Source organism: Pseudomonas sp. NPDC087029 (genome assembly GCF_044745345.1).
Taxonomy (GTDB): Bacteria; Pseudomonadota; Gammaproteobacteria; order Pseudomonadales; family Pseudomonadaceae; genus Aquipseudomonas; species Aquipseudomonas faucium.
Genome location: NZ_JBIVAB010000009.1, coordinates 130,626 through 143,898 on the forward strand (window position 1 = coordinate 130,626; position 13,273 = coordinate 143,898).

Genomic DNA, 13,273 nt, shown 5'->3' on the forward strand with positions numbered 1-13,273 from the left:
GGGGCGGGCGCTCAGGCGCCCAGTTCGCGGACCAGCGAGTCGCGGCTGATTTCGCTGATCGACTTGGCGCCGGTCAGCACCATGGCCACGCGCATTTCCTTCTCGAACAGTTCGAGCAGGTTCTTCACCCCGGCCTGGCCGTGCACGGCCAGGGCCCAGAGGAAGGCGCGGCCGATCAGCACGGTGTCGGCGCCCAGGGCGATCATGCGCACCACGTCGAGGCCGCTGCGGATGCCGGAGTCGGCGAGAATCTTCAGGTCGCCTTTGACCGCATCGGCAATCGCCGGCAGGGCGCGGGCGCTGGACAGCACGCCGTCGAGCTGGCGGCCGCCGTGGTTGGACACGACGATGCCGTCGGCGCCGAACTTGACCGCGTCACGGGCGTCGTCGGCGTCGAGGATGCCCTTGATGATCATCGGGCCGTCCCAGAATTCGCGGATCCACTCCAGGTCCTTCCACGAGATCGACGGGTCGAAGTTGTTGCCCAGCCAGCCGATGTAGTCGGCAAGGCCGGTGGGGTTGCCACGGTATTTGGAAATGTTGCCCAGATCGTGCGGGCGGCCCATCACGCCGACGTCCCAGGCCCATTCGGGGTGGGTCATGGCTTGCAGCACGCGGCGCATCGGCCCGTTGACGCCGCTCATGCCGGAGTGGGCGTCGCGGTAGCGGGCGCCGGGCACCGGCATGTCGACGGTGAACACCAGGGTTTTCACCCCGGCGGCCTTGGCGCGCTCCAGGGCATTGCGCATGAAGCCGCGGTCCTTGAGCACGTAGAGCTGGAACCACATCGGCCGGTCGATGGCAGGCGCGACTTCTTCGATCGGGCACACCGACACCGTCGACATGGTGAACGGAATGCCATGGGCCGCCGCGGCGCGCGCCGCCTGCACTTCGCCACGGCGGGCGTACATGCCGGTGAGGCCGACCGGGGCCAGGGCCACGGGCATGCTCAGGGTTTCGTCGAACAGCTGGGTCTGAAGGCTGAGCTCGGACATGTTCTTCAGCACGCGCTGGCGCAGGGCGATGCTGGCCAGGTCCGAGACGTTGTGGCGCAGGGTGTGCTCGGCGTAGGCGCCGCCGTCGGCGTAGTGGAAGAGGAACGGGGGCAGCTTGCGTTGGGCCGCGGCGCGATAGTCGGTGGAGGCGGAAATGATCATGGATTCTCGCAGCGTGGGTTGAGGGAGATGCCGGGCGCGCGCGGGCGCCCGGCCCCTTTCACTTTAGTGATGAACCAGCATGCCGGTCAGCCAATACGCCTGGATCAGGGTGATCAGGCCGACGATGGTGGCGAAGAACAGGCTGTGCTTGACGGTGAAACGGAACAGGTCGGATTCCTTGCCGACCAGGCCGGTGGCGGCGCAGGCCACGGCGATGGACTGCGGCGAAATCATCTTGCCGGTCACGCCGCCGCTGGTGTTGGCGGCCACCAGCAGGGTGTCGTTGACCCCGATCTGGTGTGCGGTGGTGGCCTGCAGCGAGCTGAACAGGGCGTTGGACGAGGTGTCGGAGCCGGTCAGGAACACGCCCAGCCAGCCAAGGAACGGCGAGAAGAACGGGAACGCGGCGCCGGTGCCGGCCAGGACCAGGGCCATGGTCGAGGACATGCCCGAGTAGTTGGTGACGAAGGCGAACGCCAGCACCATGCCGATCGACAGGATCGGCCAGCGCAGCTCCCAGAAGGTTTCCTTGAAAGTGGTCAGACCAGTTTTGAAGTTGATCTTCAGCACCGCCATGGAAATCAGCGCCGAGAGGAAGATCGCGGTGCCGGTGGCGGAGATCGGGTCGAGCTTGAACACCGCTGGCATGGCGGTGGGCGCGCTGACGATCGGCGCGGTCTTGATCACCAACTGGTCAAGGTGCGGGATGGCGAAGTTGAACACGAAGTTGTACATCGCGCCGCCCGGGGCGAAGGCCGCCTTGAACGGCTTCAGGGTCCAGAGGGTGACGAGCACGGTGAGGATCAGGAACGGCGACCAGGCCTTGAAGATTTCGCCGAAGCTGTACGGGCTCGGCTGGCTGCCGCTTGGCTGTACCACGGCGGCGCCGACGCTGCCTTTGGCTTCGGCGAACGAGCGCTTGGGTTGCCAGACTTTGAGGAACAGGGTCAGGCAGATCAGGCTGGCCAGGGCCGAGGTGATGTCCGGCAGTTCCGGGCCGATGAAGTTGGAGGTGAAGTACTGGGTCACGGCGAAGCTCAGGCCGGCGACCAGGGCGGCAGGCCAGGTTTCCTTCACGCCGCGCAGGCCGTCCATCATGAACACCAGCCAGAACGGCACGAACAACGACAGCAGCGGCAGCTGGCGGCCGGTCATGGCGCCGATGTGGAAGGCGTCGATGCCGGTGACCTGGCCGGCCACGATGATCGGGATGCCCAGGGCGCCGAAGGCCACCGGTGCGGTGTTGGCGATCAGGCACAGGCCAGCGGCGTACAGCGGGTTGAAGCCCAGGCCTACGAGCAAGGCGGCGGTGATGGCCACCGGGGCGCCGAAACCGGCCGCGCCTTCGAGGAAGGCGCCGAAGCAGAAGCCGATCAGCAGCACCTGCAGGCGCTGGTCGTCGGTGATCGACAGCACCGAGCTGCGGATCACTTCGAACTGGCCGCTCTTGACCGTGAGTTTGTACAGGAACACCGCGGCAACGATGATCCAGGCAATCGGCCAGAGGCCGTAGAGGAAGCCGTAACCTGCGGCGGCGAGGGCCATGTCGACAGGCATCTGGAAGGCGAAGATCGCCACCAGGATCGACAGGCCAAGGGTGATGCTGCCGGCAACGTGGCCTTTGAGGCGGAACACGGCCAGGGCCAGGAAGAAGAAGACGATGGGGATGACTGCCGCCAGTGCGGACAGGCCAAGACTACCAAGCGGCGAATAGAGTTGTTGCCAGGTTTGCATATGGGGTAACCCCTAATTGTTGTTGGTCAGCACTGGCATTGGATAATTGGTAAGACCAATTTACAATGTCTGGTCGCTAGGTTAAAAGCGCTGTCGTCGGTGTGTCAATTTGTCCCGCGCAAAACTTTGCTCGCGGGCCGATGAATGGGCAGCTGATCGCCAGGGAAAATCACTGGCTGATGGGTGCTGGCGAGGGCCGGATCGGCGAGAATAGGCGCCCCCTGAAATCTGCCGGGGGTTTGTGGAGAGCATGTGATGGTTTTTGATCAGGTCCGCCAACGGCGCCTGTCCGACGATATCGTCGATCGGTTGGAAGGGATGATTCTCGAAGGCACGCTGACCTCCGGGCAGCGGCTGCCGGCCGAGCGCGTCCTGGCCGAACAGTTCGGTGTGTCGCGCCCGTCACTGCGTGAGGCGATCCAGAAGCTGGTGGCCAAGGGCTTGCTGGTCAGCCGCCAGGGTGGCGGCAACTATGTGGCCGAGTCGCTGGGCTCGACCTTCAGTGACCCGCTGCTGCAACTGCTCGAGCACAGCGCCGAGGCGCAGCGTGACCTGCTGGAGTTTCGCCATACGCTGGAGGCTTCCTGTGCCTATTACGCGGCCCAGCGGGCTACCGAGCCGGATCGCGAGCGGCTCAAGGCGGCGTTCGATACCTTGCAGGATTGCTATGCGCGGGCCGATGAAGTGACGCGGGCAGAGGAGGGGGCGGCGGATGCGCGCTTCCACCTGGCGATTGCCGAGGCGAGCCACAATGCCGTGCTGCTGCATACCATTCGGGGGTTGTTCGACCTGCTCAAGCGCAACGTGGTGACCAACATTGGCGGCATGTACCAGCAGCGTAGCGAAACGCGCGACATGCTGATCAGCCAGCACCGCGAGTTGTACCTGGCGATTGTCGAGGGCAGGGCGGAGGATGCGCGGGAGGTGTCCAGCCGGCACATTCTGTATGTGCAGGAGGTGCTGGAAGAGGCGCAGGACGAGGCGCAGCGGGTGGCGCGGGCAGAGAGGCGCAGCGGGCGTTGAGCTTTACCGGCCTGATCGCCGGCAAGCCGGCTCCCACGCAAGACATGTGCTGTCCGCTGTGGGAGCCGGCTTGCCGGCGATCAGGCCGCTACAGGCTAAAGAAGTCTTACTCTTCCTTGCCCTTGTTGCGCACCGCACGCTGCAGCTCGCGGTTGGAATCGCGCTCGCGCATGGTGTCGCGCTTGTCGAATTCCTTCTTGCCCTTGCCCAGCGCGATTTCGCACTTGATCAGGTGCTTGCTCCAGTACAGCGCCAGGGCCACGCAGGTGTAGCCCTTCTGCGCCACCGCCGCTTCAACGCGCTCGAGCTCGCGCTTGTTCAGCAGCAGCTTGCGGGTGCGGGTAGGGTCGGCGATGACGTGGGTGCTGGCGGCGGTCAGCGGGGTGATGTGGCTGCCGAACAGCCAGGCTTCGCCATCCTTGAGCAGCACGTAGCTGTCGGTCAGGTGCGCCTTGCCGGCCCGCAGGCTTTTTACTTCCCAGCCGGACAGGACCAGCCCGGCCTCGAACTTGTGTTCGATGAAGTAATCGTGTCGCGCTTTCTTGTTCTGCGCGATGGTCCCGGTCGGATGTTTCTTTTGCTTAGCCATAGGGGCGGCATTATAGGCAAGACACTGCGTCGTCGGCTACGGGATTTAGGTGAGCTTGAGCCACTGCGGTGAATACCGGACAATACAGCCCCTGTCATACGTACAGAACCTGTTTTCGGCACGCTGCGAAGCGCCGCCACCCAGCCTTGGAAGTGACGCCTGGATGACTACCCATATTCAACGCTCCGCCCTGCTGCCGTACCCTGCCCAGGCGCTCTACGATCTGGTCAACGATGTGGCCAGCTACCCGAAATTCCTGCCTTGGTGCTCGGCCTCGACGGTGATCGAGGCCAGCGACACGCACATGCGGGCCAAGCTGGAGGTGGCCAAGGGCGGCATGAGCCAGCAGTTCGTCACGCGCAATGTGCTGGTGCCGGGGCAGTCCATCGAGATGAACCTGGAAGAAGGGCCGTTTACCCAGCTGCATGGCCTGTGGGTGTTCAAGCCGCTGGGTGAAAAGGCCTGCAAGATCAGCCTGGACTTGTCGTTCGACTATGCCGGGCCGATTGTGCGCGCCACCTTGGGGCCGCTGTTCAACCAGGCGGCCAATACCCTGGTGGATGCCTTCTGCCAGCGGGCCAAGCAGCTCAATGGCTGATTAGCCGCAAGCGCTTATCGCTATATAGGCGCCCACAAAAAAGCCCGGACATGTCCGGGCTTTTTCATGTCGCCTGCATTTACTGCGGCGAGGTTTCCAGCGGTGCTGGGGTCGGGACCGGCGTGGTCTCGATGGTATCGATTTCGCGCTGGATGGATTCTTCCACCGAACCTGGCTTGGCAGGTTTTTCTTCCGGCTGCGGCGCGGGCTGAGCGGGCTGGGTAGCCGGGCTGACCGTGGTATCGCTGCTGCCACCGAGGATTTCCTGGTCCTTGCTCACGCCGGGCATGAAGTCGCCGGACAGGCTGACCAGTTGGTCGCTCTCGTTGAAGAAGATGCTCATGCGTTCCTGCTGGCGTTGGCCGCCACCAGGCTGCAGACTGTACAGGTAGTCCCAACGGTTGGTGTTGAACGTATCCTGAATGAGCGGGTTGCCCATGATAAACCTTACTTGCCGGCGGGTCATTCCCGGGCGCAATTGGTCTATCATGTCCTGCGTAACGACATTGCCCTGCTGGATGTCGATTTTGTAAACCCCGGGAAACGAGCAACCGGCGAGTGCGAGCAGTCCCGCGAGGGCGAGGCTGTTTAGCAAGAGCTTGGTGTTTTGCATCGGTGGGCGACTTCCACTATCTTGGCTGGACAACGTAAACCCCGATCATACCCGTATTAAGAGAAGCTGCGAAGCAGCATCGGCGAGAAAGCTGACCATGGTTGAAAATAGCGAATTGCGCAAAGCCGGTCTCAAGGTAACCCTGCCTCGAGTCAAGATCCTTCAAATGCTCGATTCGACCGAGCAACGTCACATGAGCGCTGAAGATGTCTACAAGGCGCTGATGGAGGCTGGCGAGGACGTCGGTCTGGCAACCGTCTATCGCGTACTGACCCAGTTCGAAGCGGCGGGGCTGGTGGTACGGCACAACTTCGATGGCGGTCACGCGGTGTTCGAGCTGGCGGACGGCGGTCACCACGACCATATGGTCAACGTGGAGACCAGCGAAGTGATCGAATTCATGGATGCCGAAATCGAGCGGCGTCAAAAGGAGATCGTGGCCGAGCATGGCTACGAGCTGGTGGACCACAACCTGGTCCTGTATGTGCGTAAGAAAAAGTAACGATTTCGATCGTTATGAATAGCGAAGGCGACCTTAGGGTCGCCTTTGTGCTTTTTGAAGAATGCTTTTCGGGTGGGCTGTAGGAGCGGCCTTGTGTCGCGAAAGGGCTGCAGCGCAGCCCCGGCAATTCAAGCTGTGCAACTGGCTTCCTGGGGCCGCGTTGCGGCCCTTTCGCGACACAAGGCCGCTCCTACAATCAATGCGCTAGCTTGCGAGCGACATCAGGCCTTGCCGGACACCACCATCTTGCGCGCATGGGCCAGCGATTCCTTGGTCAGGTCGATACCGCCCAGCATCCGCGCCACTTCCTCGACCCGTTCGCGCTTGCCCAGGCTGGCCACGGCGGTATGGGTGGTGTCGCTGTTGCGCACCTTGTGCACGAACAGGTGGTGATGCCCCTGCGCTGCCACTTGCGGCAGGTGGGTCACGGTCAGCACCTGCCCGCGCTCGCCCAGCCGGCGCAGCAACTGGCCGACGATCTCGGCAGTAGGCCCGCCAATACCGACATCGACCTCGTCGAACACCAGGGTCGGGATGCGCGAGGTCTGTGCGGTAATGACCTGGATCGCCAGGCTGATACGTGACAGCTCGCCGCCCGATGCCACCTTTGCCAGGCCCTTGAGCGGCTGCCCGGGGTTGGCGCTGACCAGCAGTTCGATCTGCTCCAGGCCATGGGGCGACAGGTCGTTGCCTTCATTGGGCGTGAGCTCGATGCAGAAGCGCCCGCCCGGCATGCCCAGGCGCTGGATTTCCTGTTCCACGGCAATCGCCAGTTGCTGGGCCGCCTGCTGGCGCAGGGCGCTCAGCTCGACTGCCTTGGCCTGGTAATGCTGGGCAAAGGCGGTCAGCTCCTCGCCCAGGCGCTCGATCGACTCGTCGCTGGCATTCAGGCTTTCCAGTTCTTCCATCAATTGCTGCTGCAGGTGCGGCAGCTCGGTTGGGTGCACCCGGTGTTTGCGCGCCAGGGTATAGATGGTGTCCAGGCGTTCTTCGAGCGATTGCAGGCGCATCGGGTCGGCGTCGAAGTTGTCGAGGAAGCGGTTGAGCTCGCCGACCGCTTCCTCTATCTGGATCTGCGCGCTGGAAATCAGGTTGGCCGCTTCGCCCAGGGCCTTGGGTGTATTGGCCGCAGCGCCAAGGCGGTTGAGGCTGGAGGTGAGGGCGCTGAGCACGTTGCCCGAGTCGCTTTCGCTGCACTGGTCGATGACCTGGCGGCAGATGCCGAACAGGGCTTCGGCGTTGGTCAGGTTCTTGTGCTCCTGCTCCAGTTGCTCCAGTTCGTTTTCACCCAGGCCAAGGTTGTCCAGCTCTTCCAGCTGGTAGCTGAGCAGCTGGTGGCGGGCGCGTTGTTCATCGCCGGAGTTGGCCAGGCGCTCCCGCTCCAGGCGCGTCTGGTTCCAGCGCTTGGCCGCCAGCTGCACCTGGCGGGCCAGGTCGACGGCGCCGGCATACTCGTCGAGCAGGCGGCGGTGGGTGTCGGTCTTGAGCAGCGACTGGTGCTCGTGCTGGCTGTGGATGTCGATCAGCAGCTCGCCGAGCGCCTTGAGATCGCCCAGGGGGCAGGGCGTGCCGTTGATGTAGCCACGGCTGCGGCCCTCTGCGGTGATGACGCGGCGCAGGATGCACGGGCCGTCGTTGTCCAGGTCGCGTTCGGCCAGCCAGGTGTGTGCTTCGGGAATGTCCACCAGGTCGAAAGTGGCGAGGATGTCCGCCTTGTCGGCGCCGGGGCGCACCACGCCGCTGTCGGCACGGTCGCCCAGGGCCAGGCCGAGGGCGTCGAGCATGATCGATTTGCCGGCGCCGGTTTCGCCGGTGATGACCGACATGCCGCGGGCCAGTTCGAGGTCGAGGTGTTCGACGATGGCGTAGTTGTGAATGGACAGGTGCACCAGCATGGGGGCGGCTCCCGAAGTTCAGGTCTGGTTATTTATACAGTACTTTTTTCGACCCTGCCAATGTCCCTCGGCGGATTTTCTCGCCGCCTGGAAAACCGCCTTGCCCCTTGAAGCTGGTTTTTCCGGCCCCATATAGCCGGCAGACACGGCGAGCTTTGCTCGTACAACAGAAATTGCAGAGGAGAGACCCCATGGCTGACGAACAGCTGAACGAGAAAGACCTTAATGCCGAAGAGGCCGCCCCAGTGGATAACGGCGCCCGCGTTCAGGAGCTCGAGGAGCAGCTGGCCGCCGCCAAGGATCAATCCCTGCGTGTTGCAGCTGAAGCGCAGAACAGCATCCGCCGCGCCGAGCAGGAAGTCGACAAGGCCCGCAAGTTCGCCCTCGAGAAGTTTGCCGGCGACCTGCTGCCGGTCATCGACAGCCTGGAGCTGGCCCTGGCGCATTCGAGCGCCCAGGACGAGCAGGTCAAGACCATCCGCGATGGCGTCGAGCTGACCCTGAAGATGTTCCAGGACACCCTCAAGCGCTACAACCTCGAAGCCATCGACCCGCACGGCCAGCCGTTCAATCCTGAGCACCACCAGGCCATGGCCATGCAGGAAAACGCCGAGGTCGAGCCGAACAGCGTGCTCAACGTGTTCCAGAAGGGCTACCTGCTCAACGGCCGCCTGCTGCGCCCTGCGATGGTAGTGGTGAGCAAGGCGCCAGCCGCCCCGCAACCTTCGATCGATGAGAAGGCTTGAAATCCGACGGGGCATCCCCATCTAAGTGTCAAGCCTTCAAGTATTACCGCAGTTGGCCAAAGTAGTCGCTGCCACCAAATTCAAGTTTCGGGAGAGTAAACATGGGCAAAATCATCGGTATCGACCTGGGGACCACCAACTCGTGCGTCTCCATTCTGGAAAACGGTAACGTCAAGGTCATCGAGAACGCCGAAGGCGCGCGTACCACCCCTTCGATCGTGGCCTACGCCAACGACGGCGAAATCCTGGTCGGCCAGTCGGCCAAGCGCCAGGCGGTGACCAACCCGCACAACACCCTGTTCGCCGTGAAGCGCCTGATCGGTCGCCGCTTCGAAGAAGACGTCGTGCAGAAAGACATCAAGCTGGTGCCTTACAAGATCGTCAAGGGCGGTAACGGCGACGCTTGGGTCCAGGCCAACGGCAAAGACATGGCGCCACCACAGATCAGCGCCGAAGTCCTGAAGAAAATGAAGAAGACCGCCGAAGACTACCTCGGCGAGCCTGTCACCGAGGCGGTCATCACCGTACCGGCGTACTTCAACGACAGCCAGCGCCAGGCCACCAAAGACGCCGGTCGCATCGCCGGCCTGGACGTCAAGCGCATCATCAACGAGCCGACCGCCGCTGCGCTGGCCTACGGCATGGACAAGGCCAAGGGCGATCACACCGTCATCGTTTATGACCTGGGTGGTGGTACCTTCGACGTTTCGGTCATCGAAATCGCCGAAGTCGACGGTGAGCACCAGTTCGAAGTACTGGCCACCAACGGCGACACCTTCCTCGGTGGTGAAGACTTCGACATGCGCCTGATCGACTACCTCGTCGACGAGTTCAAGAAAGAGTCCGGCATGGACCTGAAGAACGATCCACTGGCCCTGCAGCGTCTGAAAGAAGCTGCTGAAAAAGCCAAGATCGAGCTGTCCTCGACTCAGTCGACCGACGTCAACCTGCCGTACATCACTGCAGATGCGACCGGTCCGAAGCACCTGAACGTGAAGATCTCCCGCGCCAAGCTGGAGTCGCTGGTCGAAGACCTGGTTCAACGTACCATCGAGCCTTGCCGCATCGCCCTGAAAGACGCCGGCATCGACGCCAGCAAGATCGACGACGTGATCCTGGTCGGTGGCCAGACCCGTATGCCGATGGTGCAGAAGGCCGTTGCCGACTTCTTCGGTAAAGAAGCGCGCAAGGACGTCAACCCGGACGAAGCCGTGGCTATGGGTGCTGCCATCCAGGGCGCTGTACTGGCCGGTGACGTGAAAGACGTGCTGCTGCTGGACGTCAGCCCGCTGACCCTGGGTATCGAAACCATGGGCGGCGTGATGACCGCGCTGATCGAGAAGAACACCACCATCCCGACCAAGAAGTCGCAGGTGTTCTCGACTGCCGACGACAACCAGGGCGCCGTGACCATTCACGTGCTGCAGGGCGAGCGTAAGCAGGCTGCGCAGAACAAGTCGCTGGGCAAGTTCGACCTGGCTGACATTCCGCCAGCACCGCGTGGCGTGCCACAGATCGAAGTGACCTTCGACATCGACGCCAACGGCATCCTGCACGTCGGCGCCAAAGACAAGGCCACCGGCAAGGCTCAATCGATCGTGATCAAGGCCAACTCCGGCCTGTCCGACGAGGAAATCGAGCGCATGGTGCGTGACGCCGAGGCCAACGCCGAGGAAGACCGCAAGTTCGAAGAACTGGCCGCTGCCCGTAATCAGGGTGATGCACTGGTTCACTCGACCCGCAAGATGGTCGCTGACGCCGGTGACAAGGTCACCGCCGAAGAGAAGACGGCCATCGAAGCGGCCGTGGTTGCCCTGGAAGCCGCCGTCAAAGGCGACGACAAGGCTGCTATCGACGCCAAGGTCGAAGAACTGTCGAAAGTCTCGGCACCGGTTGCCCAGAAGATGTACGCCGATCAGGCTCAGCAACCGGAAGGCGCTGCCCAGCAGCAGGCCGAGCCTGAAGCCAAGCACGACGACGTGGTTGACGCCGAGTTCGAAGAAGTAAAAGGCGACGACAAGAAGTAATCGTTGCATGTTGTCGGCCAGTTCACCGGCGTTAGCCGGTGAACTGGTAGGATGTCGCCGCGCGGGGGCTTGCTCCCGCGTTGGTGTGTCTGGAATACGAGAATTTTTACAGCATCTGTCAAAGCCCCTGCGGGCTGGCAGCTGCTGCGGCACAGCGCATAGCGCAGAGGTATGCCGAACGCCCCCAAGAGTGCAAATGACCTATGGCAAAGCGTGATTATTATGAGGTCCTGGGTGTCGAGCGTGGCGCCAGTGAAGGTGATCTCAAAAAGGCCTATCGCCGCCTGGCGATGAAGTACCACCCCGACCGCAACCCGGGTGACAAAGAGTCGGAAGAGCAGTTCAAGGAGGCCAACGAGGCCTACGAAGTGCTGTCCGATGCGAGCAAGCGCGCGGCCTACGACCAATACGGTCATGCCGGCGTCGACCCCAGCATGGGTGGCGGTGGTGCCGGCTTCGGTGGCGCCAACTTCTCCGACATCTTCGGTGATGTGTTCAGCGATTTCTTCGGTGGCGGCCGCGGCGGTTCGCGTGGCGGCGCCCAGCGCGGCAGCGACCTGCGCTACACCCTGGAGCTGAACCTGGAAGAAGCGGTGCGTGGCACCACGGTCAATATCCGCGTTCCCACGCTGGTCAACTGCAAGCCCTGCGATGGCTCCGGCGCCAAGAAGGGCTCGACCCCGGCCACCTGCCCGACCTGCGGCGGCATCGGCCAGGTGCGCATGCAGCAAGGCTTCTTCTCGGTGCAGCAGACCTGCCCACGCTGCCATGGCCAGGGCAAGATCATCACCGACCCTTGCGGCTCGTGCCACGGCGAAGGCCGTGTCGAGGAATACAAGACCCTGTCGGTCAAGGTGCCGGCCGGTGTCGATACCGGCGACCGCATCCGCCTGTCCGGCGAAGGCGAGGCGGGCACCCACGGCGGCCCGACTGGCGACCTGTATGTGGTGATCAACGTGCGCGAGCACGAGATCTTCCAGCGTGACGGCAAGCACCTGTACTGCGAAGTGCCGATCAGCTACACCGACGCTGCCTTGGGTGGCGAGCTGGAAGTGCCGACCCTCGATGGTCGCGTGAAGCTGAAGATCCCCGAAGGCACCCAGACCGGCAAGCAGTTCCGCCTGCGCGGCAAGGGTGTGGCGCCGGTGCGTGGTGGTGGTGCAGGTGACCTGCTGTGCCGCGTGGCGGTCGAGACCCCGGTCAACCTCAGCCGCCGTCAGCGCGAGCTGCTCGAAGAGCTGCGTGACTCGCTCGAAGGTGACAGCTCCCACTCGCCCAAGGCCAATGGCTGGTTCGATGGCGTGAAGCGCTTCTTCGGCGATCTCTGATAAGGAATTGGCTATGCGACGTATTGCAGTGATGGGCGCGGCAGGGCGGATGGGCAAGACCCTCGTCGAAGCCGTGCAGCAAACTCCAGGTGCCGGGCTGACCGCAGCGATCGACCGTCCGGACAGCTCGCTGGTCGGCGCTGACGCGGGTGAGTTGGCAGCCCTGGGCCGGATCGGCGTGCTGCTGTCCGATGACCTGGCCAAGGTTGCCGACGAGTTCGATGTGCTGATCGACTTCACTCACCCGTCGGTGACCTTGAAGAACCTGGCGTTCTGCCGCAAGCACGGCAAGGCGATGATCATCGGCACCACCGGCTTCACCGTCGAGGAGAAGCAGTTGCTGGCCGAGGCGGGCAAGGACATTCCCATCGTGTTCGCTGCCAACTTCAGCGTCGGTGTCAACCTCAGCCTCAAGCTGCTGGACATGGCGGCGCGGGTGCTGGGTGACGATGTCGACATCGAGATCATCGAGGCGCACCACCGGCACAAGGTCGATGCGCCGTCGGGTACCGCGCTGCGCATGGGTGAAGTGGTTGCCAATGCGCTGGGGCGTGACCTGCAGGAAGTGGCGGTGTATGGCCGTGAAGGCCAGACCGGTGCGCGTGACCGCAAGACCATCGGCTTTGCCACCGTGCGTGCCGGCGATGTGGTCGGCGATCACACCGTGCTGTTCGCCGCCGAAGGCGAGCGCCTGGAGATCACCCACAAGGCCTCCAGCCGCATGACCTTCGCCAAGGGCGCCGTGCGTGCGGCGCTGTGGCTCGATGGCCGCGAGCCGGGCCTGTATGACATGCAGGACGTGCTGGAGCTGCGCTAAGCCTTGATGGCCTCATCGCCGGCAAGCCGGCTCCCACGGGAAGCGCGCAGGCCCAGAGCCTTGTGGCGTTCTTTGTGGGAGCCGGCTTGCCGGCGATGGGGGTGCAACGCACCCCTCTGTCGCAATCATGTGTTTTAGAGACACATATACGGTAGACCGAAAACGCACTTTTCTGTAAGCTACAGCTTTAGTGTGTCCACTAAAAGCGCGCAGCGAATTGAATTCAGCACATAAAAGCGGGGTG

12 protein-coding genes are annotated in these 13,273 nt (G+C 63.1%); 7 read left to right on the forward strand and 5 right to left on the reverse strand.

Annotation, left to right across the window (positions count from 1 at the left end; all coding sequences use genetic code 11):
- Nucleotides 1–11: 11 nt before the first annotated feature.
- Nucleotides 12–1,157, reverse strand: coding sequence for an FMN-dependent L-lactate dehydrogenase LldD (gene lldD / locus ACIPG5_RS16405; RefSeq protein ID WP_401376338.1), 1,146 nt, complete (start codon nt 1,155–1,157; stop codon nt 12–14).
- 63 nt (nt 1,158–1,220) lie between these two features.
- The gene (locus ACIPG5_RS16410; RefSeq protein WP_401376340.1) at nt 1,221–2,891 is read right to left on the reverse strand and encodes a lactate permease LctP family transporter; all 1,671 of its coding nucleotides are present in this window, start codon (nt 2,889–2,891) and stop codon (nt 1,221–1,223) included.
- Between the two features lie 255 nt (nt 2,892–3,146).
- Between ACIPG5_RS16410 and ACIPG5_RS16415 the strand changes: the two genes are divergently transcribed.
- Nucleotides 3,147–3,914: an FCD domain-containing protein gene (locus tag ACIPG5_RS16415; RefSeq protein ID WP_176517376.1), complete on the forward strand. Its 768-nt coding sequence runs from the start codon at nt 3,147–3,149 to the stop codon at nt 3,912–3,914.
- A 106-nt stretch (nt 3,915–4,020) separates the two neighbouring features.
- Here the strand turns inward: ACIPG5_RS16415 and smpB are convergent, their stop codons facing one another.
- Nucleotides 4,021–4,503 (reverse strand): SsrA-binding protein SmpB, encoded by a 483-nt coding sequence (gene smpB / locus ACIPG5_RS16420; RefSeq protein WP_016391772.1) that lies wholly within the window; start codon nt 4,501–4,503, stop codon nt 4,021–4,023.
- A 163-nt stretch (nt 4,504–4,666) separates the two neighbouring features.
- Between smpB and ACIPG5_RS16425 the strand changes: the two genes are divergently transcribed.
- Entirely contained in the window at nt 4,667–5,101 is a 435-nt protein-coding gene (locus ACIPG5_RS16425) for a type II toxin-antitoxin system RatA family toxin (RefSeq protein WP_176517375.1), read from the forward strand.
- Between the two features lie 79 nt (nt 5,102–5,180).
- Here ACIPG5_RS16425 and bamE read toward each other — a convergent pair whose 3' ends face one another.
- A complete protein-coding gene (bamE, locus tag ACIPG5_RS16430) occupies nt 5,181–5,714 on the reverse strand; it encodes an outer membrane protein assembly factor BamE (protein ID WP_176517374.1) in 534 nt (177 codons plus the stop codon).
- 97 nt (nt 5,715–5,811) lie between these two features.
- Between bamE and fur the strand changes: the two genes are divergently transcribed.
- Nucleotides 5,812–6,216 (forward strand): ferric iron uptake transcriptional regulator, encoded by a 405-nt coding sequence (gene fur, locus ACIPG5_RS16435; RefSeq protein ID WP_008096237.1) that lies wholly within the window; start codon nt 5,812–5,814, stop codon nt 6,214–6,216.
- 221 nt (nt 6,217–6,437) lie between these two features.
- On the opposite strand, the gene recN is transcribed toward fur, so the two are convergent.
- Complete coding sequence (gene recN / locus ACIPG5_RS16440) at nt 6,438–8,111, reverse strand: DNA repair protein RecN (RefSeq protein WP_176517373.1); 1,674 nt, start codon at nt 8,109–8,111, stop codon at nt 6,438–6,440.
- Nucleotides 8,112–8,302: 191 nt separating this feature from the next.
- On the opposite strand from recN, the gene grpE reads away from it, so the two are divergent.
- The 4 genes from grpE to dapB all read left to right on the forward strand — a co-directional run bounded on the left by grpE (nt 8,303) and on the right by dapB (nt 13,029).
- Entirely contained in the window at nt 8,303–8,857 is a 555-nt protein-coding gene (grpE, locus tag ACIPG5_RS16445) for a nucleotide exchange factor GrpE (protein ID WP_236238051.1), read from the forward strand.
- A 101-nt stretch (nt 8,858–8,958) separates the two neighbouring features.
- On the forward strand, nt 8,959–10,884 hold the full coding sequence (gene dnaK / locus ACIPG5_RS16450) for a molecular chaperone DnaK (protein ID WP_176517371.1): 1,926 nt from the start codon (nt 8,959–8,961) through the stop codon (nt 10,882–10,884).
- A 203-nt stretch (nt 10,885–11,087) separates the two neighbouring features.
- The gene (gene dnaJ / locus ACIPG5_RS16455) at nt 11,088–12,212 is read left to right on the forward strand and encodes a molecular chaperone DnaJ (protein WP_176517370.1); all 1,125 of its coding nucleotides are present in this window, start codon (nt 11,088–11,090) and stop codon (nt 12,210–12,212) included.
- A 13-nt stretch (nt 12,213–12,225) separates the two neighbouring features.
- Nucleotides 12,226–13,029 (forward strand): 4-hydroxy-tetrahydrodipicolinate reductase, encoded by an 804-nt coding sequence (gene dapB / locus ACIPG5_RS16460; RefSeq protein WP_236193857.1) that lies wholly within the window; start codon nt 12,226–12,228, stop codon nt 13,027–13,029.
- The last annotated feature ends 244 nt before the right edge of the window (nt 13,030–13,273 follow it).

What these genes read in the sequence shown, in the direction of transcription:
- fur (WP_008096237.1), top strand. Translation starts at nt 5,812, where the DNA reads ATGGTTGAAAATAGCGAATTGCGCAAAGCCGGTCTCAAGGTAACCCTG.
- ACIPG5_RS16425 (WP_176517375.1), top strand. Translation starts at nt 4,667, where the DNA reads ATGACTACCCATATTCAACGCTCCGCCCTGCTGCCGTACCCTGCCCAG.
- ACIPG5_RS16410 (WP_401376340.1), bottom strand. Translation starts at nt 2,891, where the DNA reads ATGCAAACCTGGCAACAACTCTATTCGCCGCTTGGTAGTCTTGGCCTG.
- smpB (WP_016391772.1), bottom strand. Translation starts at nt 4,503, where the DNA reads ATGGCTAAGCAAAAGAAACATCCGACCGGGACCATCGCGCAGAACAAG.
- ACIPG5_RS16415 (WP_176517376.1), top strand. Translation starts at nt 3,147, where the DNA reads ATGGTTTTTGATCAGGTCCGCCAACGGCGCCTGTCCGACGATATCGTC.
- lldD (WP_401376338.1), bottom strand. Translation starts at nt 1,157, where the DNA reads ATGATCATTTCCGCCTCCACCGACTATCGCGCCGCGGCCCAACGCAAG.
- dnaJ (WP_176517370.1), top strand. Translation starts at nt 11,088, where the DNA reads ATGGCAAAGCGTGATTATTATGAGGTCCTGGGTGTCGAGCGTGGCGCC.
- bamE (WP_176517374.1), bottom strand. Translation starts at nt 5,714, where the DNA reads ATGCAAAACACCAAGCTCTTGCTAAACAGCCTCGCCCTCGCGGGACTG.
- dapB (WP_236193857.1), top strand. Translation starts at nt 12,226, where the DNA reads ATGCGACGTATTGCAGTGATGGGCGCGGCAGGGCGGATGGGCAAGACC.
- recN (WP_176517373.1), bottom strand. Translation starts at nt 8,111, where the DNA reads ATGCTGGTGCACCTGTCCATTCACAACTACGCCATCGTCGAACACCTC.
- grpE (WP_236238051.1), top strand. Translation starts at nt 8,303, where the DNA reads ATGGCTGACGAACAGCTGAACGAGAAAGACCTTAATGCCGAAGAGGCC.
- dnaK (WP_176517371.1), top strand. Translation starts at nt 8,959, where the DNA reads ATGGGCAAAATCATCGGTATCGACCTGGGGACCACCAACTCGTGCGTC.